Source organism: Streptomyces sp. NPDC048297 (assembly GCF_043201585.1).
In the GTDB taxonomy this organism is placed as follows: Bacteria; Actinomycetota; Actinomycetes; order Streptomycetales; family Streptomycetaceae; genus Streptomyces.
In genome coordinates this window covers 118,908-140,808 of the sequence record NZ_JBICZA010000013.1, presented here as the reverse complement: position 1 = coordinate 140,808, position 21,901 = coordinate 118,908, and the positions used below count along the sequence as shown (strand labels likewise).

At 71.8% G+C, this 21,901-nt stretch carries 16 protein-coding genes and 1 pseudogene; 6 read left to right on the top strand and 11 right to left on the bottom strand.

What is annotated here, in order from left to right:
- Positions 1-422 precede the first annotated feature (422 nt).
- Entirely contained in the window at positions 423-1,643 is a 1,221-nt protein-coding gene (locus ACGFYV_RS16960; protein WP_393879148.1) for an MFS transporter, read from the top strand.
- Positions 1,644-1,683: 40 nt separating this feature from the next.
- On the opposite strand, the gene ACGFYV_RS16955 is transcribed toward ACGFYV_RS16960, so the two are convergent.
- The 5 genes from ACGFYV_RS16955 to ACGFYV_RS16935 all read right to left on the bottom strand — a co-directional run bounded on the left by ACGFYV_RS16955 (position 1,684) and on the right by ACGFYV_RS16935 (position 10,758).
- Positions 1,684-3,513 (bottom strand): glycoside hydrolase family 3 protein, encoded by a 1,830-nt coding sequence (locus ACGFYV_RS16955; RefSeq protein ID WP_393879147.1) that lies wholly within the window; start codon positions 3,511-3,513, stop codon positions 1,684-1,686.
- Positions 3,514-3,743: 230 nt separating this feature from the next.
- Entirely contained in the window at positions 3,744-5,177 is a 1,434-nt protein-coding gene (locus ACGFYV_RS16950; RefSeq protein ID WP_393879146.1) for a S28 family serine protease, read from the bottom strand.
- 120 nt (positions 5,178-5,297) lie between these two features.
- The gene (locus tag ACGFYV_RS16945) at positions 5,298-5,690 is read right to left on the bottom strand and encodes a hypothetical protein (protein WP_393879145.1); all 393 of its coding nucleotides are present in this window, start codon (positions 5,688-5,690) and stop codon (positions 5,298-5,300) included.
- A gap of 157 nt (positions 5,691-5,847) precedes the next feature.
- Positions 5,848-9,588, bottom strand: a complete 3,741-nt coding sequence (locus tag ACGFYV_RS16940) for an ABC transporter ATP-binding protein (RefSeq protein WP_393879144.1) — start codon at positions 9,586-9,588, stop codon at positions 5,848-5,850.
- Between the two features lie 246 nt (positions 9,589-9,834).
- The gene (locus tag ACGFYV_RS16935; protein ID WP_393879143.1) at positions 9,835-10,758 is read right to left on the bottom strand and encodes a serine hydrolase; all 924 of its coding nucleotides are present in this window, start codon (positions 10,756-10,758) and stop codon (positions 9,835-9,837) included.
- Between the two features lie 89 nt (positions 10,759-10,847).
- On the opposite strand from ACGFYV_RS16935, the gene ACGFYV_RS16930 reads away from it, so the two are divergent.
- Positions 10,848-11,219: a hypothetical protein gene (locus tag ACGFYV_RS16930; RefSeq protein WP_393879142.1), complete on the top strand. Its 372-nt coding sequence runs from the start codon at positions 10,848-10,850 to the stop codon at positions 11,217-11,219.
- A 61-nt stretch (positions 11,220-11,280) separates the two neighbouring features.
- Here the strand turns inward: ACGFYV_RS16930 and ACGFYV_RS16925 are convergent.
- A pseudogene (locus tag ACGFYV_RS16925) lies at positions 11,281-12,327 on the bottom strand (RNA-guided endonuclease InsQ/TnpB family protein); the annotation flags it as partial.
- Between the two features lie 60 nt (positions 12,328-12,387).
- Complete coding sequence (locus tag ACGFYV_RS16920) at positions 12,388-12,603, bottom strand: helix-turn-helix domain-containing protein (protein WP_393879141.1); 216 nt, start codon at positions 12,601-12,603, stop codon at positions 12,388-12,390.
- A gap of 28 nt (positions 12,604-12,631) precedes the next feature.
- Here ACGFYV_RS16920 and ACGFYV_RS16915 point away from each other — a divergent pair, with 28 nt between their 5' ends.
- Entirely contained in the window at positions 12,632-12,781 is a 150-nt protein-coding gene (locus ACGFYV_RS16915; RefSeq protein ID WP_393879140.1) for an Arc family DNA-binding protein, read from the top strand.
- A gap of 166 nt (positions 12,782-12,947) precedes the next feature.
- Here ACGFYV_RS16915 and ACGFYV_RS16910 read toward each other — a convergent pair whose 3' ends face one another.
- From ACGFYV_RS16910 to ACGFYV_RS16900, 3 genes are all read right to left on the bottom strand, one after another.
- Positions 12,948-14,639, bottom strand: coding sequence for a thiamine pyrophosphate-binding protein (locus ACGFYV_RS16910; protein ID WP_393879139.1), 1,692 nt, complete (start codon positions 14,637-14,639; stop codon positions 12,948-12,950).
- A 61-nt stretch (positions 14,640-14,700) separates the two neighbouring features.
- Entirely contained in the window at positions 14,701-15,669 is a 969-nt protein-coding gene (gene speB, locus ACGFYV_RS16905; RefSeq protein WP_393879138.1) for an agmatinase, read from the bottom strand.
- A 56-nt stretch (positions 15,670-15,725) separates the two neighbouring features.
- Positions 15,726-17,186 carry a sodium:solute symporter gene (locus tag ACGFYV_RS16900; protein ID WP_393879137.1) on the bottom strand — a complete coding sequence of 487 codons (1,461 nt, stop codon included), beginning with the start codon at positions 17,184-17,186 and terminating at the stop codon, positions 15,726-15,728.
- 203 nt (positions 17,187-17,389) lie between these two features.
- On the opposite strand from ACGFYV_RS16900, the gene ACGFYV_RS16895 reads away from it, so the two are divergent.
- From ACGFYV_RS16895 to ACGFYV_RS16885, 3 genes are all read left to right on the top strand, one after another.
- A complete protein-coding gene (locus ACGFYV_RS16895; protein ID WP_393879136.1) occupies positions 17,390-19,342 on the top strand; it encodes a helix-turn-helix domain-containing protein in 1,953 nt (650 codons plus the stop codon).
- 66 nt (positions 19,343-19,408) lie between these two features.
- On the top strand, positions 19,409-20,197 hold the full coding sequence (locus ACGFYV_RS16890) for a phosphatase (protein ID WP_393879135.1): 789 nt from the start codon (positions 19,409-19,411) through the stop codon (positions 20,195-20,197).
- A 75-nt stretch (positions 20,198-20,272) separates the two neighbouring features.
- Complete coding sequence (locus ACGFYV_RS16885) at positions 20,273-20,506, top strand: hypothetical protein (RefSeq protein WP_393879134.1); 234 nt, start codon at positions 20,273-20,275, stop codon at positions 20,504-20,506.
- A gap of 499 nt (positions 20,507-21,005) precedes the next feature.
- Here ACGFYV_RS16885 and ACGFYV_RS16880 read toward each other — a convergent pair whose 3' ends face one another.
- Positions 21,006-21,881, bottom strand: a complete 876-nt coding sequence (locus ACGFYV_RS16880) for an acyl-CoA thioesterase (RefSeq protein WP_393879133.1) — start codon at positions 21,879-21,881, stop codon at positions 21,006-21,008.
- Positions 21,882-21,901 lie beyond the last annotated feature (20 nt).

The following is a 21,901-nucleotide window of genomic DNA, read 5'->3' as shown; positions in this document are numbered from 1 at the left end:
CCCGCGCGGTGCAGCCGCATATCGGTACAGACCCGCGCCCCGGCACGGTGCGGTTTCGGGTGCGGCGCCGTCGTGGCTGGGCGCGCCCGCGCGGCGGAGCCGCATATCGATACAGACCCGCGCCCCCTGAGGGGCGCTAGCGCGCCCCGGCACGGTGCGGTTTCGAGTGCGGCGCCGTCGTGGCTGGGCGCGCCCGCGCGGTGCAGCCGCATATCGGTACAGACCCGCGCCCCGGCACGGTGCGGTTTCGGGTGCGGCGCCGTCGTGGCTGGGCGCGCCCGCGCGGCGGGGCCGCATGTCGATACGGACCCGCGGCCCTTGAGGGGCGCTGGCGCTTATTCGCTGGCGGTGTCCCTGTGGGGCCGTTAGCCTCGCCCGGTGATTCAGCAGCTCGCAGTGCCTGGCCGTCCGCGTTCTCTGTCATGAGCCTCATCGATGTGCGGCCGCTGCGCACTTCTGCTCACTTTCGGCGGTTGCTGGTCGGGCGGACCGTGTCGGTGCTCGGTGGGTTCATGACCATGGTGACGGTCATGTACCAGGTGTGGGACATGACCCGCAGCACCGCCTGGACGGGGGCGGTGGGGCTCGCGCAGGCGTTGCCGTTGGTGGTGTTCGGGCTGTTCGCGGGGGCGTGGGCGGATCGGGCGGACCGGCGGCGGACGTATCTGGTGGCCACGGTGGGGCAGGCGGCCTGTTCGCTGTTGCTGGCCGTGCAGGGGTTCACCGGGCACGTGCCGGTGGGTGTGGTGCTCGCGCTGGTCGCCGTGCAGTCGGGCTTCGGCGCGCTCGGTGCCCCGGCGGCGGGGGTGTTCGTGCCGCGGCTGCTGCCCAAGGACCAGGTGGCGGCGGGGCTGGCCCTGAACCAGATCACCGCTCAGTCGATGATGCTGCTCGGGCCCGCGCTGGCCGGCGTGCTGCTCAGCTGGCTGGGGATCGGCGTCTGCTATCTGCTGGACGCGCTCAGCTTCGGGCTCGCGTTCTACGGCGCCTTCGGGCTGCCCGCGCTGCCGCCGGAGGGCGAGCCGTCGCGGGCCGGGCTGCACGGGGTGCTGGACGGGCTGCGCTTCCTGGCCGGGCACCGGGTGGTGCGCGGCGCGCTGGTCACCGACCTCGCGGCGACCGTGCTCTCGTTCCCGGCCAGCCTGTTCCCGCTGGTCAACGCCGAGCGGTTCGGCGGGAACCCGCGCACCCTAGGTCTGTTCCTGTCCGCCCTTGCGGTCGGCGGCATCACGGCCTCCGCGCTGTCGGGGGCGCTGACCCGGCTGGGGCGGCCCGGCACGGTGATGCTGTGCGCCTCCGGCACGTGGGGGGTGGCGCTGCTGCTGTTCGGCCTGGCGTCCGACCCCTGGACCGGTCTCGCCCTGCTGGTGGTGGCCGGGGCGGCCGACGCCCTCGCGGTCGTCTCCCGTTCCACGCTCGTGCAGACCCGTACTCCGGACGCGCTGCTCGGCCGGGTCACGGCGGCCGAGGCGATCGTCGGTCAGGCCGGCCCCAGTCTCGGCAACGTGCGCGGCGGTCTGGTCGCCGGCTGGACCTCCGGCACGGTGTCGCTCGTCACCGGCGGTCTGATGTGTGTCCTGGCGGTGGCGGCCGTGGCCGTGCGCACCCCCGAGCTACGGGAAGCGCCCGCCACGGCGCCGTAGGAGGGAGGCAGGGGTGCGCACCTCTGCCTGACCTGTCGCCTCAGTACGTCAGGCCGTGGCCGATCGGGTACAGCACCTGCGTGGGGTCGTCCGCGCGCTGGACCGGTACCGGCAGCCGGCCGTGCGGGGCGACCCGGCCGGCGATGACCCGGGCGGCGGCGCGCAGTTCGACGTCGGTCCAGGAGTAGGTCGCCAGGCAGGCCTTCACGGACGGGAGTTGGGCCACGTCGTAGGGGTTGCGCACGGCCACGGCGACCACGGGGCGGCCGGTGGCGAGCAGCTGATCCACCAGCGTGCGCTGGGAGTTGCCGGCCGTCACGTTGTACGTCGCCACGACCACCACGTCCGCGTCCTTCGCGGCCGTGACCGCCTTGGCGATGGTCGCGTCGGAGGGTGTGGTGCCGGTGGACAGCGCGTTGGCGGCGAAGCCCAGCTCGGCGAGGGCGGAGGCGAGGACGCCGGTGGGCGGTCCGGTGGTGCCGGACGGGGAGGCGGGGTCGGCGCCGACGACGAGGACCTTGGGCGTGCCGCGGCGGTCGAGCGGGAGGGTGCCGCCCTCGTTGACCAGCAGGGTCGTGGTCCGTTCGGCGATCTCGTCGGCGGTGGCGAGATGGGCCTCGGTGCCCACCAGCCGGTCGACGCCGGCCTGGGTGACGTACGGCTTGTCGAAGAGCCCGAGCCGTGCCTTCATCCGCAGGATGCGCAGGATCGACTCGTCCAGCCGCGCCTCGGTCAGCTCGCCGTCCCGCACGGCCTTGAGCACCGCGTGCCACGCCACGTCGATGGAGGGCGGGTTGAGCAGCTGGTCGACGCCGGCCTTCAGCGCGAGAACGGGCACCCGGTCGTCGCCGTACTTGGTGCGCACCCCCTCCATGCCGAGGGAGTCGGTGATGACGACGCCGTCGTAGCCGAGTTCGCCGCGCAGGATGCCGCTGAGGATCGGGGCGGAGAGGGTGGCCGGGTCACCGGAGTCGTCGAGGGCCGGGAACTGGATGTGCGCGGTCATGATCGAGTCGATGCCCGCCCCGATCGCGGCCCGGAAGGGCACCGCGTCCAGCTTCTCCCACAGCTCCCTGCTGTGCGTGATGACCGGGAAGCCGTAGTGGCTGTCGACGGCGGTGTCGCCGTGGCCCGGGAAGTGCTTGGCGGTCGCCGCGACCCTGGCGCCCTGATAGCCCTTCACCTCGGCCGCGACCAGTTCGGCCACCGCGTCCGGGTCGGCCCCGAAGGACCGTACGCCGATGACCGGGTTGGCCGGGTTGACGTTCACGTCGGCGTCGGGCGAGTAGTCCTGGTTGATGCCCATGGCGCGCAGCTCGGTGCCGGAGATCTTGCCGAGAGTGCGGGCGTCGAGCCAGGAGCCCCCGGCGCCGATCGCCATCGCGCCCGGGAACAGCGTGGCCGGTTTGCCCACCCGGCACACGATGCCGTGCTCCTGGTCGGTGGCGACGAGCAGGGGCAGGCCGCGCGGCTGTTCGAGGGACGCCTTCTGGATGCCGTTGGACAGGTCGGCGATCTGCCGCGGGTTGCGCGTGTTGTGCGCCCAGGTGAAGTAGATGATCCCGCCGACCCGGTACTTCGCGATCAGTTCGGCGGCGGTGCGGACGCCGATCTCGCTGAGGTTGGCATCGATGTCGGCCTGGTCCGGGGCGGTGGCGGAGTGGCCGTAGGCCCGCATCACGAAGAGCTGGCCGACCTTCTCCTCCAGCGTCATCCTGGCGATGAGGGCCCGCAGCCTGCTGTCGGGCACGGAGGCGTGGGCGGTGGTGGATACGGTCAGTGCGGCGGCGACGCCCGCGGTCGCGGCGAGGACGGTCCGTCTGGACGGCCGTGCGGTGTTTCCCGTGCTTCCCGTGCTGGTGTCGTGCACGTGCGCCCCTTCCAGAGGAGAACCGCTGAAGGAAACTTCCAAGGAGCCACCAATATCCGGGAAGTTTCTTTCCGTCAAGGGAATGCGCAGCACGCCACGGTGGGGCCGCCGATCGGCGTACGGGGGGGGCGGGGCGCGCCGGTGACGAGGGCCGACGGGCGACAAGTGACAGGCGGCGGACGGCAGGCGGCGGTGCCGGCCCTCGGCGTGGAGGGCCGGCACCGGGCCGGTCAGGGACGCAGGCCGGGCTCGCGCTCCGTGCCGCGGGCGTCGAGCTTCGCGTCCGTGCGGGCCAGCGGCTTCGCCGCGGACGGGTTCGCGCGGACGGCCGGGGAGGCGACGCCGGCCCATTCGAGGATCCGGGCCGTCGCCAGCGCCTTCTGATCGGCGACGAGGCCGGCCACGTTGGCGCCGTGGTTCATGCCGGGGGCGGTGAACACGTAGGAGTCACGGGCGCCGTTGCCGAGGCGGAAGCGTTCCGCGCCCCAGGGGTCGTTCTGCCCGTACACGAACAGCATGTGGTTCGCGTGCTGCCGCACCCAGGTGTCCACGTCCCGCATCGCGTCCGGCTGGAAGCGCATCGGGATCGAGCGGGGCACGTAGTTGCGCGGCGGCTGGTAGCCGTAGCGGATCAACTGCCGCTCGATGTACGGGAAGTGGATGGTGGGGGCGCCCAGCTGGGTGCCCGCCTGGTAGTAGTACGGCGTGTACGTCCCAAGGCCCTGGTCGGTGTAGAAGGAGAAGCCGGAGATGGTGTCGACCGAGTCCCAGATCGCGTCGTCGGTCGCGTTCGGCGCGTCCGCCGGGATCGTGTCGCAGTCGGACAGGCCGCTGTACTGCCAGAAGCCCCAGACGTAGTCGAGGACGACCGCCTCGTAGGCCCTGTCCAGACTGCCGACGGTGTCGAAGGTGTAGCCGTTGTCGGCCGCGTACTGGGCGTACTTCTTCTCCAGCGGTGCGCGGCGTACGAGCGCCTCGCGCTGGACGGCGTTCAGCCGGTCGCGGCACTCCTTGGTGCCGACGGTGGTGAAGAAGCGGTCGTACGCCGAATCCTCCTTGTTCACCACGTCGTTGGGGGCGACGTAGGCGACGACGCCGTCCATGTCGCGCGGGTAGAAGCGCTCGTAGTAGGTGGCGGTCATGCCGCCCTTGGAGCCGCCGGTGGCGAGCCAGTTGGCCGGGTAGAGCGGCTTCAGGGCCCCGTAGACGCGGTGCTGGTCGCTCGCGGCCTGCCAGATGTCCAGCTTGGACCAGTCGGCCGGGTCGGGGCGGGACGGGGTGAAGAAGCGGTACTCCAGGGAGACCTGGTTGCCGTCCACGATCTGGGTGGGCTCGCGGCGGGACGGGGTCGTGGAGACGTTGTAGCCGCCGGTGTAGAAGACCGTCGGGCGGCTGGTGTCCTTGTGCAGCACGGTGATCCGCTGCTGGAAGGTGCCCTTCGACGGGTGCCGGTGGTCGACGGGCTGGGTGTAGTTCAGGACGAAGTACCGGTAGCCGGGGTACGGCTTCTCCTCGATCAGGCTCATGCCCGGGATCGCGAGGATGCGGTCCTTGATGTCCGCGGGCCCTGACGGTTCGGGCTGGGCGGCGGTGGCCGCGCCCGCTGTGCTCAGCGTGCCTATGAACACCATGAGCGCCAGCAGCCATCTGAGCGCCTTGCGCATGCGCACTCTCCCCTGTGAGACGGATGTCCGCCGGAAGCTATCCGAGCAACTGCCGTCACACCAGAGGGAGTCGAGCGATTCGGAGGATCAGAGGATCAGGGGATCAGGGGCGGGCCGGGGTCAGCACAGGATCCAGCCGGAACTGACCGAGCCGGAGCCCACGGCGCCCTTCACCCACACGCAGCGGTGGCCCGCGTGGACGGTCACCGGGCCCGCGAGCTGCTGGTAGCTGCCCTTGTCGACGACCGGCCGGCTGCCGCGGGCCTGCACGCTGACGGACATGGTGCGCCTGGTGCCGGGGGTCTTGGTGACGGTGACGGCACAGACGTAGCCGTCACTCTTGTAGACGTGGACGACACCGGTGCGGAAGGGCAGGGTCCGCACCTCGTGCCCGGCGCACTCACCGCTGCCCGCCGCCTGGGCGGTGCCGGGTACGGCGAGGGCGAGGGCACCGGACGCGGCCAGCACGGCCGCACCGAGCGTCAGCCGCCGGCGTATCGCACCACTGTCCACTGTCGTCCTCCCCGCACCCCGTCGTGCCCCACCCGTGAACGTACTGATGTACGGACGCACGACCTGTGTCGGATGGTTGCACGACCGTCAGCACGACGCGTGGGGAGGGGTCCCCCGCGTCGCGCCGACCCGTCGTGCCGACCCGGCTCAGCTCAGCTCAGCGGGTCGCGCCCACCGGCTCCTCCGGCTCGGACTGCCCGACGAACGTCCGCCACAGTTCGGCGTACCGGCCGCCGAGGGCGAGGAGTTCGTCGTGGGTGCCGTCCTCGACGACCCGGCCGTGGTCCATGACCACGACCCGGTCCGCGCGGGCGGCCGTGGTCAGCCGGTGGGCCACCACCAGCGTCGTACGGCGGCCCGTCAGCCGGTCGGTGGCCTGGTTGACCTGGGCCTCGGTGGCCAGGTCGAGGGCGGCGGTGGCCTCGTCGAGCAACAGGACGTCGGGGTCGACGAGTTCGGCGCGGGCGAGCGCGATCAGCTGGCGCTGGCCGGCCGAGAGGTTGCGGCCGCGTTCGGCGACCTCGTGGAGGTAGCCGCCGTCGAGCGTCGCGATCATCTCGTGCGCGCCGACCGCCCGCGCCGCCGCCTCCACCTCGGCGTCGGTGGCGTCCGGGCGACCGTAGGCGATGGCGTCGCGGACCGTGCCCGGGAAGAGGTACGCCTCCTGCGGGACGACGCCGAGGCGGTGCCGGTACGACGTCAGGTCCAGGGTGCGCAGGTCCGCGCCGTCGGCCGTGACCCGGCCGCCGGTGGGGTCGTAGAACCGGGCCACCAGCTTGACGAGCGTCGACTTGCCGGCGCCGGTCTCGCCGACGAAGGCGACCGTCTGCCCGGCCGGTATCCGCAGGTCGACACCGGACAGCGCCTCCTCGGCCGTGTCGCCCGCGCCGTACGCGAAGCGCACGTCCTCGAAGGCGATGTCACCGCGCAGGGAGGTCACCTCGCGGGGCTCCTCGGCGGACTCGGTGGAGGTCGGTTCGCGCAGCAGTTCCTGGATGCGGCGCAGCGAGACGGTGGCCTGCTGGTAGCCGTCGAAGACCTGGGAGAGCTGCTGGACCGGGGCGAAGAACAGGTCGATGTAGAGGAGGTACGCCACCAGCGCGCCCGTGGTCAGCGTGGCCGCCTCCACCCGGTGCGCGCCCGAGACGAGGACGGACGCCGCGGCGACCGAGGACAGCAACTGGACGAACGGGAAGTAGACGGATATCAGCCACTGGCCGCGGATCCGCGCCGTGCGGTAGCTCGCGCTGCGCTCGGTGAAGCGCCGCCTGCCGTCCCTCTCGCGCCGGAACGCCTGCACGATCCGCAGCCCGGAGACCGACTCCTGGAGGTCGGCGTTGACCACCGACACCCGCTCACGGGCGAGTTCGTACGCCTTCACGCTCGCCCGGCGGAAGAAGAAGGTGGCGATGATCAGCGGGGGCAGCGTGGCGAAGACGACGAGGGCGAGCTGTACGTCGATCACCAGCAGGACGCCCATGATGCCGAAGAACGTGACGGCCGAGACGAAGGCGGTGACGAGGCCGGTCTGCAGGAAGGTGGACAGCGCGTCGACGTCGGTCGTCATCCGCGTCATGATCCGGCCGGTCAGCTCGCGCTCGTAGTAGTCGAGACCGAGCCGCTGGAGCTGGGCGAAGATCTTCAGCCGCAGCGCGTACAGGACGCGCTCCCCGGTCCGGCCGGTCATCCGGGTCTCGCCGGTCTGCGCGGCCCACTGCACGAGCACGGTGACCAGGCCCAGCAGGGACGCGGCCCACACCGCACCGAGCGCCGCCCTCGTCACGCCCTGGTCGATGCCGTGCCGGATCAGCACCGGCAGCAGCAGGCCCGCGCCCGCGTCTACGGCGACCAGCAGCAGGCTGACGAGCAGGGGCAGGCCGAAGCCGCGCAGCAGGCGGCGCAGGCCGTAGGAGTCCTCGGCGCGGACCGCGTGGGCCTCGTCGACGCCGGGGGTGTCGGTGGCCGGGGGCAGGGCGTCCACCTGGGCGAGCAGCTCGGGCGTCGCCGGGGTGCCGGCCAGCGCCGGATCCTTCGGCTCCCGGTCGCCGGTCCACAGCCGCGAGGTCACCCCGCGCTCCGCGTCGAACTCGGCGTCCAGCTCGTCGCGGACGGAGGTCTCCTCGCGCGGCCCGGCCGGCAGGGCGTGGCCCGGGGAGACCCCGCCCAGTCCGTCCGGGTCGGTGAGCAGCCGGCGGTACAGCGCCGAGCGCTCCTGGAGTTCCGCGTCGGTGCCGATGTCGGCGAGCCGGCCGCCGTCCAGGACGGCGATGCGGTCGGCGAGGTTCAGGGTGGAGCGGCGGTGGGCGATCAGGAGGGTGGTGCGGCCCGCCATGACCTGCGCCAGCGCCTCGTGGATCTCGTGCTCCACGCGGGCGTCCACGGCCGAGGTCGCGTCGTCCAGGACCAGCAGGCGCGGGTCGGTGAGCAGGGCGCGGGCGAGGGCGATGCGCTGGCGCTGGCCGCCGGAGAGGGTCAGGCCCTGCTCGCCGACCTTGGTGTCGTAGCCCGCAGGCAGCTCGGTGATGAAACGGTCCGCCTGGGCGGCGCGGGCGGCGGCCTCGATCTCCTCCTGGGTGGCGTCGGGGCGACCGTAGGCGATGTTGGCGCGGACGGTGTCCGAGAAGAGGAACGAGTCCTCGGGGACCAGTCCGATCGCGGCCCGCAGCGAGTCGAGGGTCAGCTCGCGCACGTCGTGGCCGCCGATCAGGACGGCGCCGTGCGTGACGTCGTAGAAGCGCGGCAGGAGGAGGGAGAGGGTGGACTTGCCGGAACCGGAGGAGCCGACGACGGCGAGGGTCTCGCCGGGCCGGATCTCGAAGCTGAGCCCTTCCAGGACCGGACGGGCCGGGCCGGTGCCGCTCTCGTACGCGAAGGACACGTCGTCGAACTCGACGGTCGCGGGCGCGTCGGCCGGGAGGGTCTTGGTGCCCTCCTGGAAGGTCGGCTCGATGTCGATGAGCTCAAGGACGCGCTCGCTGCTCGCGCGGGCCTGCTGGGCGACCGTGAGGACCACGGCGAGCATGCGGACGGGGCCGACCAGCTGGGCGAGGTAGGTGGAGAAGGCGACGAAGGTGCCGAGGGTGATGTGCCCGCGCACGGCGAGCCAGCCGCCGAGCGCCAGCATGGCGACCTGGCCGACGGCCGGGACCGCCTGCAGGGCCGGGGTGTACCTGCTGTTCAGGCGGATGGTCCGCAGCCGGCCCGCGAACAGCTTGCGGCCGACCGCGCGCAGCTTCCCGGTCTCCTGCTCCTCCTGCCCGAAGCCCTTGACCACGCGGACACCGCTGACGGCGCCGTCGACCACGCCGGCGACGGCGGCGGCCTGGGCCTGGGCGTACCAGGTGGCGGGGTGCAGCTTCGAGCGGCTGCGCTTGGCGATCCACCACAGCGCGGGCGCGACGGCGAGGGCGACGAGGGTCAGCGGCGGTGACAGCCACGCCATGATCACCAGGGACATCAGGAAGAGCAGCAGGTTCCCGATGGTCATCGGGAGCATGAAGAGCAGGCCCTGGATCAGCTGGAGGTCGCTGGTGGCCCGGCCGACGACCTGCCCGGTGGACAGCTCGTCCTGGCGGCGGCCGTCGAGGCGGGTGATCGTCGCGTACATCTCGGTCCGCAGGTCGTGCTGGACGTCGAGGGCGAGCCGGCCGCCGTAGTAGCGGCGGATGTAGGTGAACGCGTAGACGAGGACGGCGGCGCCTATGAGGCCGCCGGCCCAGGGGCCCATGGAGCGGGTGCGGTCGCCGATGACGTCGTCGATGATCACCTTGGTGATCAGCGGGACGAGCGCCAGCACCGCCATGCCGGCCAGGGACGAGCCGAGTGCGAGGACGACGTCCTTCGGATACCGCCAGGCGTAGCCCGCCAGCCGTCGTGCCCATCCCCGTTGCGCTGCCACTCGGGTGCCTTCCTGTCGACATGGTCTACCGGAAGACACAAACGCCGGGAGGGGCGGATTTCATCCCCCTGCAACAATCCGGGCGACATTACGGGCGATATTACGGACGGCAACCGGGCGGCAGACCGGGCGACGACCAGGGGGCGAGGGGAGTGCCCCTCGCCCCCTGGTCCCGGGCTGGTCCCGGCTGATCCCGGGCTGGTCCTGGCCGGCCCTGCCTTGATCCCCGGCCGGCCCCCGGTGTTCTCATCCCTGCGGCGGAACCGCGACGGTGGCCTCGCTGGGCCTGCTGGTCGGGGTGTAGAGGGCGGTGGCGGAGGTCGTGGGCACCAGGTCCTTGTGGATGGCCTTGGCGACGTTCTGGATGGTGGTGACGCCGTAGCTCATGGTGCTGTTGTCCTGCGTGAGCACGCTGATCATGTAGTCGTGGCCGGCGCCCTTGAAGGTGCCCAGGCTGTGCACGCGCCAGCCGTGGGTGGAGCGCTGCAGCCAGCCGTTCTTGACGTGCACGGAGACGGAGGACGGCGCGCCGGCCGGGGTGCCCCAGCGCTGCGAGCTGATGACCTGGCCCATGAGCTTGAGGATGTAGGCGCGGGAGTTGTCGCTGAGCACGCTGTTCTTGGCGGTGACGAGCTTGAGGAGCTTCTGCTCGTCGGTGACGTTCTCCTGGGTCAGGCCCCAGTAGCCGTTCGCGCCGGGGACGGTCTTCGTCATCTGGGCGGCGGACAGGAAGCCCTTGATCTTCGTCAGGCCCAGCTGCTTCCACAGGGAGGTGGTCGCGTTGTTGTCCGACTTGGTGATCATCGCCTTGGTGAGCGAGGCCTCCCGGTCGGTCAGGTACCGGTTGTGCTTCTTCGCGTCCCACAGCAGCGTGGCGAGGACGGTGACCTTGACGGTGCTGGCCGAGTCGTAGGAACTGGTGGCACGCAGGGTGCAGGTGGTGTTGGTCGAAGGGTCGTACAGGCCGATGGCGACGGTGCCCTTGCGGGTGGCGAGCGCCGCGGTGATGTCCTTCTTCAGCTTGGTGGCCAGGCCCGCCTTCGCGGACGTACAGCTCACGGCGGGCGTCGCCGCGGCGGCCGGGGTGGCGGCGGTGACGGCCGGTATGAGCACCGCGGCGCCGAGGGCGGCCGCGAGCACGCCGGCGCGGCTGGATGTACGGGGAGTCATGCCGGTGTTGACTCGCGGGCCTGACCGAAAGTTGTACGCGTGTTCCCGGAGCGGGGTTCGGGAGGGTGACCGGGGGCAGATATCGGCTCATGCCTGAGACGGGGGAAAGCGGCTACACGCGGTCGGGCCGGCTGTTCGCGGCGCTGGCGGTGCTGCACCTGCTGGTGTCGTCCGACCGGACGCTGCCGGGTCCGGACGACTTCAAGGAGAAGGACAGCGTCTCGGACCGGATCAACGTCATGAAACGGGACTTTTCCTACGACGAGTTGACCTCCGTGCGCAAGAAGGGCGGGCAGGCCTGGAAGCTCGCGTCGGAGATATTCCGCTCCGTGCCCGGCTTCCTGGACCCGGGCGCACTGCCGACGAACACCTTCAGCCCGGCACAGCTCGCGGAGCACCGGGCGGGCTACGACGCCCAGCTGGCCGAGTACCGGAAGGACTTCGCGGATCTGCTGCCGTGACCGTGTGGCCCGGCTACTCCAACGGCTCGGTGTGGTTCTGGGGGCGACGAGGGCTTCAGCTTCAGCGGGGACTACTGGGATTGACATCCTCCCCCTCTTCGGCGAGGGGGATTCCAACCCAGGTGGGCTGAGGTTCACGGGCGCTCGAACGGCCAGCGGCCGTCGTCACCCCTCCGGCACCGGCTGAGCGCCGGGGGCGGGGAATCCCGCCCTGACCTGACGCGACGTTGGCTGCTGCGTTGGTGTCCGCGTTGCAGGTGAAGCCGCAGGATACGCACTCGAACTCGGCTTGGCTCTTGCGCGAGTTCTTGTCGATCCATCCGCAGGCGCTGCATCGCAGGCTGGTGTAGGGAGCAGGGACGTCCTCCACCCGGCCAGGCGCCTTGTGCTCGGTGCGCTGCCGGAGCAGGCCCCAGCCCTGGGCGAGAATGACGCGGTTCAGTCCAGCCTTCTGGCGAACGTTCTTGCCGGGCTGCCCGGTGGTGCCCCTCGCCGAGCGGGTCATGTTCTTGATGTTCAGCTTCTCGAACCGGATCACGCGGTAGGACCGAGCGAGCATCGTGCTGGTCTTCTCACACCAGTCTTTGCACCGGTTCATCTCCCGGGCCTTGAGCCGGGCAACCTTGGCGTACTCGGCGGCCTTCTGTGCGCTGCCCTTGGATGCACGGGCTGCGCGCCGCTGGTGCTTTCGGACCTTTGCCCGTTCCTTGACCGTCAGCTGCGGGCAGTTCAGCTTCCGGCCGTCGGACAGGGCTGCGGTGGTGGCCACACCCCGGTCGATACCGATGACCTCACCCGTTGCGGGAGCAGTGAGCGGCTCGGGAATGACGGCGAACGCGATGTGCCACCGGCCATTACGGAAGGTGACCCGGAACGTCTTCGCGCTGGGCAGGTCCGGGCGGGTAAGGCGGAAACGGACCCACCCACAGGCGGGTACTTTGACCTGGGCCCACCGACGGTTGAGCTTCTGCACCACCACGGAACGGCCCATGACCTGCTTGCCCTTGCCATTCAGCTTCGGCGAGCCGTCCGCGTTGTACTCGGGTACGCGATCAGTGCCGATGACGCGGAAGCCTTCGTGCTTGTACTTCTTACGCCAGGTCGGTTCACCGAATCCCGAGGTGAAGCGGGCGTTCTTGGCCTTGGCGAAGTCCTTGAGCGCCTGCTGCTACACATCCGCGTTCCCGGCCCCGAGCCAGTCGCTCTCTTGCCGGGCCTCAGTGAGCTGACGGCGCTGCTCGGCGAAACCGGGAGCCGACGTGCGGCCGGGCTTCCAGTGCGTGTGCTGCTCGACCGCCAGGTTCCACACGTACCTCGCGTGAGCACAGTGCAGCAACATCTGCTGCCCCTGCTCGCACGTCGGGTACATACGGAAACGTGACATGCCGCCATGGTAGCGGCACAATAACGGCATGATCAAGTTCACGCTACGCATTCCCGACCACATGCACGAACGGCTGACCACTCAAGCGGAGACCGACCGACGGTCCCTCAACTCCGAGATCCTGCACCTGCTTGAGGTCGCTCTCACCACTGTGGAAGGTGGCGACGAATCGCCCTGATGACGATTTGCCTTCCCCTTTCCTGACACAGCAGGTGCCCTGGCGCGAAAGAAAGGCGGAGGGCCCCCTGACCACCACGGTCAGGGGACGTTCGGCATCGCATGTCGTGTGACGGGCTACGGACCACATACCGTCTATATGAGGCGGCAGGCAGCCGAACGAGTGATCAGCTACTACCCAGGTGCGTGGGCGCGAACATCCGCAGCAGGGCCGGGAGGACGACCACCGAGGGGCCCGGGGCGGCCAGGGCCTTCGCCAGGTCCGCTTCCAGGGTCTCGGGGGTCGCGCGGATCCCGGGGACGCCGAAGGACTCGGCGAGGGCGGCGTAGTCCGGGCGGGCCAGTTCGGTGGCCGTCGCCTGGCCGAAGGCGTCCGTCATGTACTCGCGCAGGATGCCGTAGCCGCCGTCGTCGACGATCAGCCAGGTGACGGGCAGGCCGTACTGCTTCGCCGTGGCCAGTTCCGCGATCGAGTACAGGGCGCCGCCGTCGCCGGACACCGCCAGGACCGGGCGGGCCGGGTCGGCCGCCGCCGCGCCGAGGGCCGCCGGGAAGCCGTAGCCGAGGCCGCCGGCGCCCTGGGCGGAGTGCATGGTGTTGGTGCCCTGCGGGTCGAAGGCCGACCAGGCCCAGTACGCCAGGATCGTCATGTCCCAGAAGGACGGGGAGCCGGCGGGCAGGGCCCGCCGCACGGACGCCAGCACGTCCTGTTCCAGGGTGAGTTCCTGGGCGGCGATGCGGGCGCCGACCTTCGCGAGGAGTTCGCGCACCCGGTCCGGCGCAGTCGCGTCCCTGCGCTCCTGAACCGTCTCCAGCAGGGCCTGGAGGGCGAGGCGGGCGTCCGCGTGGATGCCGAGGGCGGGGTGGTTGGACTCCAGCTTGCCGAGGTCGGCCTCGATCTGGACGACGCGGCCGCGCGGCTTGAACGTGTGGTAGTTCGAGGAGAGTTCGCCGAGGCCGGAGCCGACGACCAGGAGGACGTCCGCGTCCTCCAGGAAGTCCGTGGTGTGGCGGTCCTCCAGCCAGGACTGGAGGGACAGGGGGTGCTCCCAGGGGAAGGCACCCTTGCCGCCGAAGGTCGTCACCACGGGCGCGTCGAGCTTCTCGGCGAGCGCCAGCAGTTTCCCGGCGGCGTCGGAGCGTACGACCCCGCCGCCCGCGATGATCGCCGGGCGGGCGGCGCCGGACAGCAAGTGCGCCGCCACCGCGGTCAGTTCGGGGCGCGGGACCAGGTCGTCCGGGGTCGCGTCGACCGCCGTCACCATCGGCAGGGAGGTCTCGGCGAGCAGCACGTCCTGCGGGATCTCCACCCACACCGGGCCGTGCGGAGCCGTCAGCGCGGACTTCCAGGCCGCCGCGAGGGCGGAGGGGATCTGTGACGGGGTGCGGACGGTGTGGACCGACTTCACCACGCCCCGGAACGAGGCCGACTGGTCGGGAAGTTCGTGGAGGTAGCCGTGACGGCCGCCGCCCAGGCCCGCGGTCGGGATCTGGCTGCTGATCGCCAGCACGGGGGCCGAGGCCGACGCGGCCTCCTGGAGCGCCGCCAGGGAGGTGAGGGCTCCCGGGCCCGTCGAGAGCAGCAGCGGGGCCGCCTCGCCGGTGATCCGGCCGTACGCGTCCGCCGCGAAGCCCGCGTTGTTCTCCACCCGCAGGCCCACGTAGGTGAGGTCCGAGCGGCGCAGGGCGTCGAACATGCCCAGCGCGTGCTGGCCGGGCAGACCGAACACGGTGGTCGCGCCCAGTCCGGCCAGGGTCTCCACGACCAGGTCTCCGCCGTTGCGGCCGGCGGGGGGATTCAGCGCGGCCTCCGTCTGCGCGGGCGTCGGGCGGAGTACCTGGTCGTGGTCGTGAGTCACTGCTCTCGGTCCCCTAGGGAGAGTCGGGTGCCGGATGGCGGAGGGGGTGGGGCGGGGTGGGTCAGGCGTTGCGGGCCGCGGCGATCTGGCGGCTCATGATGGTGGTCAGTTCGTAGGCCGTGTGGGAGGCCGCCACCGAGGTGATCTCCGCGTGGTCGTACGCGGGGGCGACCTCGACGACGTCCGCCGAGACCAGGTTGCAGGAGGCCAGGCCGCGCAGGATCTCCAGCAGCTCGCGGGAGGTCATGCCGCCCGCCTCCGGGGTGCCGGTGCCGGGCGCGTGGGCCGGGTCGAGGCAGTCGATGTCGATGGAGATGTACAGCGGGCGGTCGCCGATGCGCTGGCGCAGTTGGTCGGCGACCTCGTCGGCGCCGCGGCGGTAGACGTCCGCGGAGGTGACGATGCCGAAGCCCATCTTCTCGTCGTCGGTGAGGTCCTGCTTGCCGTACAGGGGCCCGCGGGTACCGACGTGGGAGAGCGCCTCGGTGTCGAGGATGCCCTCCTCCACGGCGCGGCGGAACGGGGTGCCGTGGGTGTACTCGGCGCCGAAGTAGGTGTCCCAGGTGTCCAGGTGGGCGTCGAAGTGGAGCAGGGCGACGGGGCCGTGCTTCTTCGCGACCGAGCGCAGCAGCGGGAGCGCGATGGTGTGGTCGCCGCCCAGGGTCATCAGGCGGGCGCCGGTGCCGAGGAGTTCGTCGGCGGCCGCCTCGATGGTCTCCACGGCCTCGTTGATGTTGAACGGGTTCACGGCGATGTCGCCGCCGTCCGCGACCTGGGCGAGCGCGAAGGGGGAGGCGTCCTGCGCCGGGTTGTAGGGGCGCAGCAGCCGGGACGCCTCGCGGATGGCGTTGCCGCCGAAGCGGGCGCCCGGCCGGTACGAGACGCCGGAGTCGAACGGCACTCCGACGACGGCGACGTCGGTGGTGCCGACCTCGTCGAGCCGGGGCAGCCGGGCGAAGGTCGCGGGGCCGGCGTACCGCGGGACGCGGGAGGAGTCGACGGGGCCGCGGGGCGTCTCGTTGCCGCTCATACTTGCATGCCTTCTTTCTTACGCTCTGCCGCGTACGTACTGATTTCCGCTCGACTCTACTGGTGAGCCGGGACCTGTTCGGACACGAGTTCGGGGGACCGTCCCGCGAGGCGCTCGCGCCAGTTGGCGAGGACGGCCGCGTCGGTGGGCCTGGTGGCCAGGGAGACGACCAGGTAGGCGACGAGGGAGGCGAGCAGGCCGTAGTAGACGGGCTCGTTGGCGAGGATGCCGAAGGTCGCCATCAGGCCGATCACGGCGACGCCGCCGACGATCACGGAGGCCAGCGCGCCCTGCACGGTGCCGCGCTTCCACAGCAGGCCGCCGAGGATCGGGACGAGCAGGCCGCCGACGAGGAGGTTGTAGGCGACGGTCAGGGCCTCGACGACGTTGTTCAGCGCGATCGCGGTGGCGATCACCGCGACGCCCATCACCAGGATGAAGGCGCGGTTGCCCTTGACCTCGTCGTGCTCCTCGCCGTCACGGCGCACCGCGCCCCGCAGCCGGGACCAGATGTCGTTGTTGGCGACGGTGGCGCAGGCGATCAGGGCGCCGGAGGAGGTCGACATCACGGCGGCGAGGGCGGCGGCCAGCACCAGACCGCGCACACCGATGGGCAGTTCGTCCTTGACGATGGTGGCGAACGCGTCGTCGGCGCTGCCCAGGTTGGGGTAGAGCACCTTGGCCGCCGTGCCGATGACGGCGCCGGCGAGGGCGTACACCAGGCAGTAGGTGCCGGCGACGGTACCGCCGTGCCGGGCGACCTTGTCGCTGCGGGCGGTGAACACGCGCTGCCAGATGTCCTGGCCGATGAGCATGCCGAAGGTGTAGATCAGCACGTAGGTGAAGATCGTCTCGCCGCCGATGCCCAGCGGGTCGAAGTACGAGGTCGGCAGCTTGGCCTTCATACCGGAGAAGCCGCCCGCCTTGACCACGGCGATGGGCAGGAGCAGCAGGAGCACGCCGATCGTCTTGACGACGAACTGCACCATGTCGGTGAGCGTGATGGACCACATGCCGCCGAGCGTGGAGTACGCGACGACGATCGAGCCGCCGAGGATGATCGCGATCGTGCGGTTCATGTCGAACAGGACGTCGAAGATCGTGGCGTAGGCGATGGTCGAGGTGACCGCCAGCATGAGGGTGTACGCCCACATGACCACACCGGAGATGACGCCCGACTTGCCGCCGTAGCGCAGGTCCAGCATCTCGGAGACGGTGTAGACCTTCAGGCGCGCGATGCGGGCCGAGAAGAAGATCGACAGGGCGAGGATGCCGAGGCCGATGGTGAAGACCATCCAGGCGCCGGACAGGCCGTACTTGTAGCCGAGGCCGACACCGCCGATGGTGGACGCGCCACCGAGGACGATCGCGGCCATCGTGCCGGAGTACATGGCGGGTCCGAGGCGGCGTCCCGCCACCAGGAACTCGCTCTTGGACTTGGCGCGGCGCATGCCCCACCAGCCCATGGCCAGCATCCCGACGAGATACAGGACGATCACGGTGTAGTCGACGGCCATGTGGGGCCCTCCTTCGCGCACGGGTCGGTGGCGTGTCGTGCAGGTGAATGGGGAGTGGGGAGTGGGGACGTCGGCAGCGGATCGCGGGGACATCCGCCCGTACCCGCGGCTACCGGACTCACTTGACATTAGGTGGCCGGAAAGCGACTGCGAAGTGTACGTTCCATCCATATGGACGGGGTGGAGTGGAGGGAGTGCACATCATGTCGGATTCGATCACCCCAGCCGTCCCACCGACCCCACCCGTACCGCTGTCGGCGCTGCTGGCCCGTGAGGATCTGGCGCTGCGGCAGATCGCGGGGCCGTCGGGCCCGGACATCGTGATCCACTGGGCGCACACCACGGAGATGTCCGATCCCTACCCGTACCTGCTGGGCGGCGAGCTGCTGCTGACCGCCGGGGTGCACGTGCCGGGGGCGACGGGCCCCGCCGGGGCCGCCGGCCGCCCGAGCGGGCCCGAGGGGGGCCTGGGCAAGTACTTCGACGACTACGTCGCCCGGATCGTGGCCGCCGGCGGTGCCGCCCTCGGCTTCGGCCTGGCCCCGCTGCACGACACGGTCCCGCCCGCCCTGGTCGCCGCCTGCGAGGCGCACGCCCTGCCCCTCCTGGAGGTCCCGCCCCGGACGACCTTCTCCGGTGTGGCCCGCGCGGTCTGGCAGCTGATGGCCCAGGCCCGCCTGGCCGAGCTGCGCCGGGTCACGGAGGCCCAGCAGAGCCTGGCCTCCGCCGCCTCCCGCCCCGACCCCGTGCCCTCGGTGCTGCGCCAGCTCGCCCAGCGCCTGGGCGGGCGCGCGGTCCTCTACGGCCCCGACGGTACCGAGATCGCGGCGGCGGGCCGGGAGACGACCGAGGGGGTCCGCCGGACCCTGGCCGAACTCGCCACCGTGGTCCGGCCACCGCGACACGCCCCACCACCCCCGGACCGATCCCCGGACGACAGCCCCGGAGCCACCCCGCGCCCGGCCACCACATCCGTACCCGCGTCCCGCCCGACCACCGCGCCCGTGTCCCGTCCGACCACCGCATCCGCATCCGCGCCCGCGCCCGCGCCCCGCCCAGCCGCCACCTCCGCATCCAGCCCCGGCCCCGCCTCCGCATCTCTCCCCGGCTCTGCCACCACCTCCACACCCGCGTCCGCATCCCACCCCGCATCCGCGTCCGCCTCCCGCCCCGGCCCTGCCACCGCGTCCGCACCCGCACCCGCTTCCCGCCCCACCACCGGTTCCGCACCCGCGTCCGTCTCCCGCCCCGCCACCACCTCCCCGTCCAGCCCCGGCCCCGCCTCCGCCGGACGCCCCACCACCGCCTCCGCACCCCGCCCCGCGTCCGCCTCCCGGCCCGCGCCCACCTCCGCCACCGACACGCACGGCGACACGCATCTCGCCGCTTACGCCCTCGGTGCCGGGGAGGGGTTCGTGCTCGGGGTGGCGACGGCGCAGCGTGAGCCCGGGGATCACACGATCGCGTCCGTCGCGTCCGTGCTGCTCTCGCTGCTCACCGGCGAGCACCAGAGCGGCACCGGTGCGAACCGGTCCTCCGCGCTGGTGCGGCTGCTGCTCGGCGCGGTACCCGAGGAGGTCGCGCCGCTGCTGGGAGGCGAGGAGGAACGGTGGTTCGTGGTGCACGCACGGCCGGAGGGCCACTCGCCGGACGCGGTGGCCGCCTCCGCGCTGGGCGCGGCGCTGGGGTCACCGCTGGTCGACCTCGGCCCTGACGTCGTACGCGTGCTGGTGCCGGCCGGGCGGGAGCCCGCGGCGCAGCCCGGCTGGACGCTCGGGGTCAGCGCGCCGACGGGCCCGCAGGAGTGGGCGTCCGCCGACGCGCAGGCGGCGCGTGCGCTGACCCGCGCGCGGGCCACCCGCACCGCGCTGGTCCGGCGCGGCGCCCGGCCGGGCCTCGACGACCTGGTGCCCCGGGCGGACGCCGAGGCGCACGCGCGCGCGTTGCTCGCGCCGCTCGCCGCCGGTCCCGCCCTCGCCGACACCCTGCGCACCTGGCTGTCGCTGCACGGCAGTTGGGACCGTACGGCGGTGGCGCTGGGCGTGCACCGCAACACCGTGCGGCAGCGCATCGCCCGCTGCGCGGCCCTGCTGGACGCCGACCTGGACGACCCCGACGTACGCATGGAGCTGTGGTTCGCCCTGCGCGGACGGTGAGTGAGCCGTGTCCCAGCGTGCGATATCCCAGGGACGCGCACAGCACGCTCCCCCACAATGGGAGGCATGCCGATACCCGGGACACCCAGCCGCGCGCAGCTCGTCGACCACCTGGTGAGGACCCGTATCGCGGGGGACGTCGCCACACCCCGCGAGAACAACCTCTCCCACTACCGCAAGCTGGCCAACGGCGACCGCCACTACTGGTTCGGTCTCGAACTGGGCGAGCGCTGGTCGGACGAGCAGGACGTGCTCGCGGTCATGGCCGAACGGGTGGGTGTCGACGACGATCCCGAGTACCGCTTCGGGCAGGACAGCATCGACCCCGAGCTGACCGTGGCCGCGCTGGAGCGGCTCGCCACGCGGCTGCGCAAGGCGGCGGACGCCCAGCAGCGGGTGCTGTTCGCGACCGGTCACCCGGGCGGCCTGCTGGACGTGCACCGGGCCACGGCCGCCGCGCTGCGCGCCGCCGGCTGCGAGATCGTCGTCATCCCGGACGGACTGCGGACGGACGAGGGGTACGTCATGCAGTTCGCGGACGTCGCCGTCCTCGAACACGGGGCGACGCTGTGGCACACCCACTCCGGGGAGCCGATGCGGGCCGTCCTCACGGGACTTGAGCGCGAGGGGCGCCCGCTGCCGGATCTGGTGGTGGCCGACCACGGCTGGGCCGGCTACGCCGCACAGCACGGCGTCGACTCCGTCGGGTACGCCGACTGCAACGACCCGGCGCTGTTCCTCGCCGAGTCCGAGGGCACCCTCCAGGTCGCGGTGCCGCTCGACGACCACGTCGCGAGCCCCCGCTGCTACGACCCGATGACGGCGTACCTGCTCACGGAGGCCGGCCTGGCCTGATCTGACCCGGCGACGAGTGCGGTGTGCGGCCCCGCCCAGGGAGCCGCACACCGTTCTCAGGTTGTGGTGCGATCAGTGGCCGCCGCCACCGCCGCCACCACCGTGACCGCCGCCACCGCCGCCGCCGTGGCCACCGCCACCGCCGCCGCCGTAGCCACCGCCACCGTGACCGCCGCCACCGTAGCCGCCACCACCGTGACCGCCGCCACCGTAGCCGCCACCACCGTGACCGCCACCACCGTGACCGCCACCGCCGTGGCCGCCACCACCGCCGCCGCCGCCGTGGTCGCCATAGCTCGTGCTGTATGAGCCGTAGTCATGGGACGGGGCCGCCGAGGCGGTACCTGCTGCGCCGATCGCGGCGCCGCCGGCCAGCAGGAGGCCGCTGGCAGACAGCGCGATAAGGCGCCTCGTGCGCTGTGATCGCATGGGATTACCTTCCATCTCCATCGTCTTTCGCAGCTCCGGGAGGGGTGCGAGGTGGATGGCCGTCGCCGCGACCATAGGTGGACGAGATGCGGCGCGGTCGTGAGGTGCCACCGCAGTTCCTTGAGGGCACGACACTCGTCACCGACGCCTACAGGCCACCCGTTCGCTGGTGCGCCACCGGGTGCTGTGGCTGAGGTCCGGGCGTCCGGAACCTCGTCGGCCGAGCCGTTCGTGCGCTGCGGCTTTCACTCATAGAGCCTAGTACCCCATGCGTCACTCGCAACTTCGGGCGACCATCGGCTTGGCGGAGCAGCGCACGCGAGGGCCGTCCCGAACGGATCGGGGCGGCCCTCGCGTCTGTGTCCGGTCGATCGCGCTCTCACCGGGGAACGCGGACCACGCCCTCCTGGATGACGGAGACGGCGAGCCGCCCGTCCTGGGTGTAGATGCGGGCCTGGCCCAGGCCCCGGCCGCCGTGCGCGGACGGCGACTCCTGGTCGTAGAGCAGCCACTCGTCGGCGCGGAAGGGCCGGTGGAACCACATCGCGTGGTCCAGGGACGCCCCGTGGACGTCGCCGACGGCCCAGCCGCCGCGCCCGTGCGCGAGCAGCACGGAGTCGAGGAGGGTCATGTCGGAGACGTAGGTGGCGAGGACGACGTGCAGCAGCGGTTCGTCGACGGCTCCGTCGAGCTTGCCGTTGGTGCGGAACCACACCTGGCTGTGCGGTTCGCGCGGCTCGCCGAACTGTCCGTACGGCGGCTCCTCCACGTACCGCAGGTCGATCGCCTCGCGGGCCTCCAGGAGCCTGTCGACGACACCGGGGTCCAGGTGGCCGTAGCGGCGCAGCCGCTCCGGGGAGGTGGGCAGGGTCTCCGGGTCCGGGGCGGGCGGCATGGGCGCCTGGTGTTCGAGGCCCCCTTCGTCCACCTGGAAGGACGCCGAGAGGTGGAAGATCGGCTTGCCGTGCTGGACGGCGACCACCCGGCGGGTGGTGAAGGAACGGCCGTCCCGGATGCGGTCGACCTCGTAGACGATGGGCGCCCCGGGGTCGCCCGGCCGCAGGAAGTACGCGTGCAGGGAGTGGGCGGGCCGGTCGGCGGGGGCCGTCCGGCCGGCGGCGACCATCGCCTGCGCGGCGACCTGCCCGCCGAAGACACGGGGGACGACGGCGGAGCGGGACTGGCCGCGGAAGATGTTCTCCTCGATCTGCTCCAGGTCGAGCAGATCGAGGAGGTCCTGGAGTGCCTGGCTCATGGCGTCAGTTGTACCGGCCG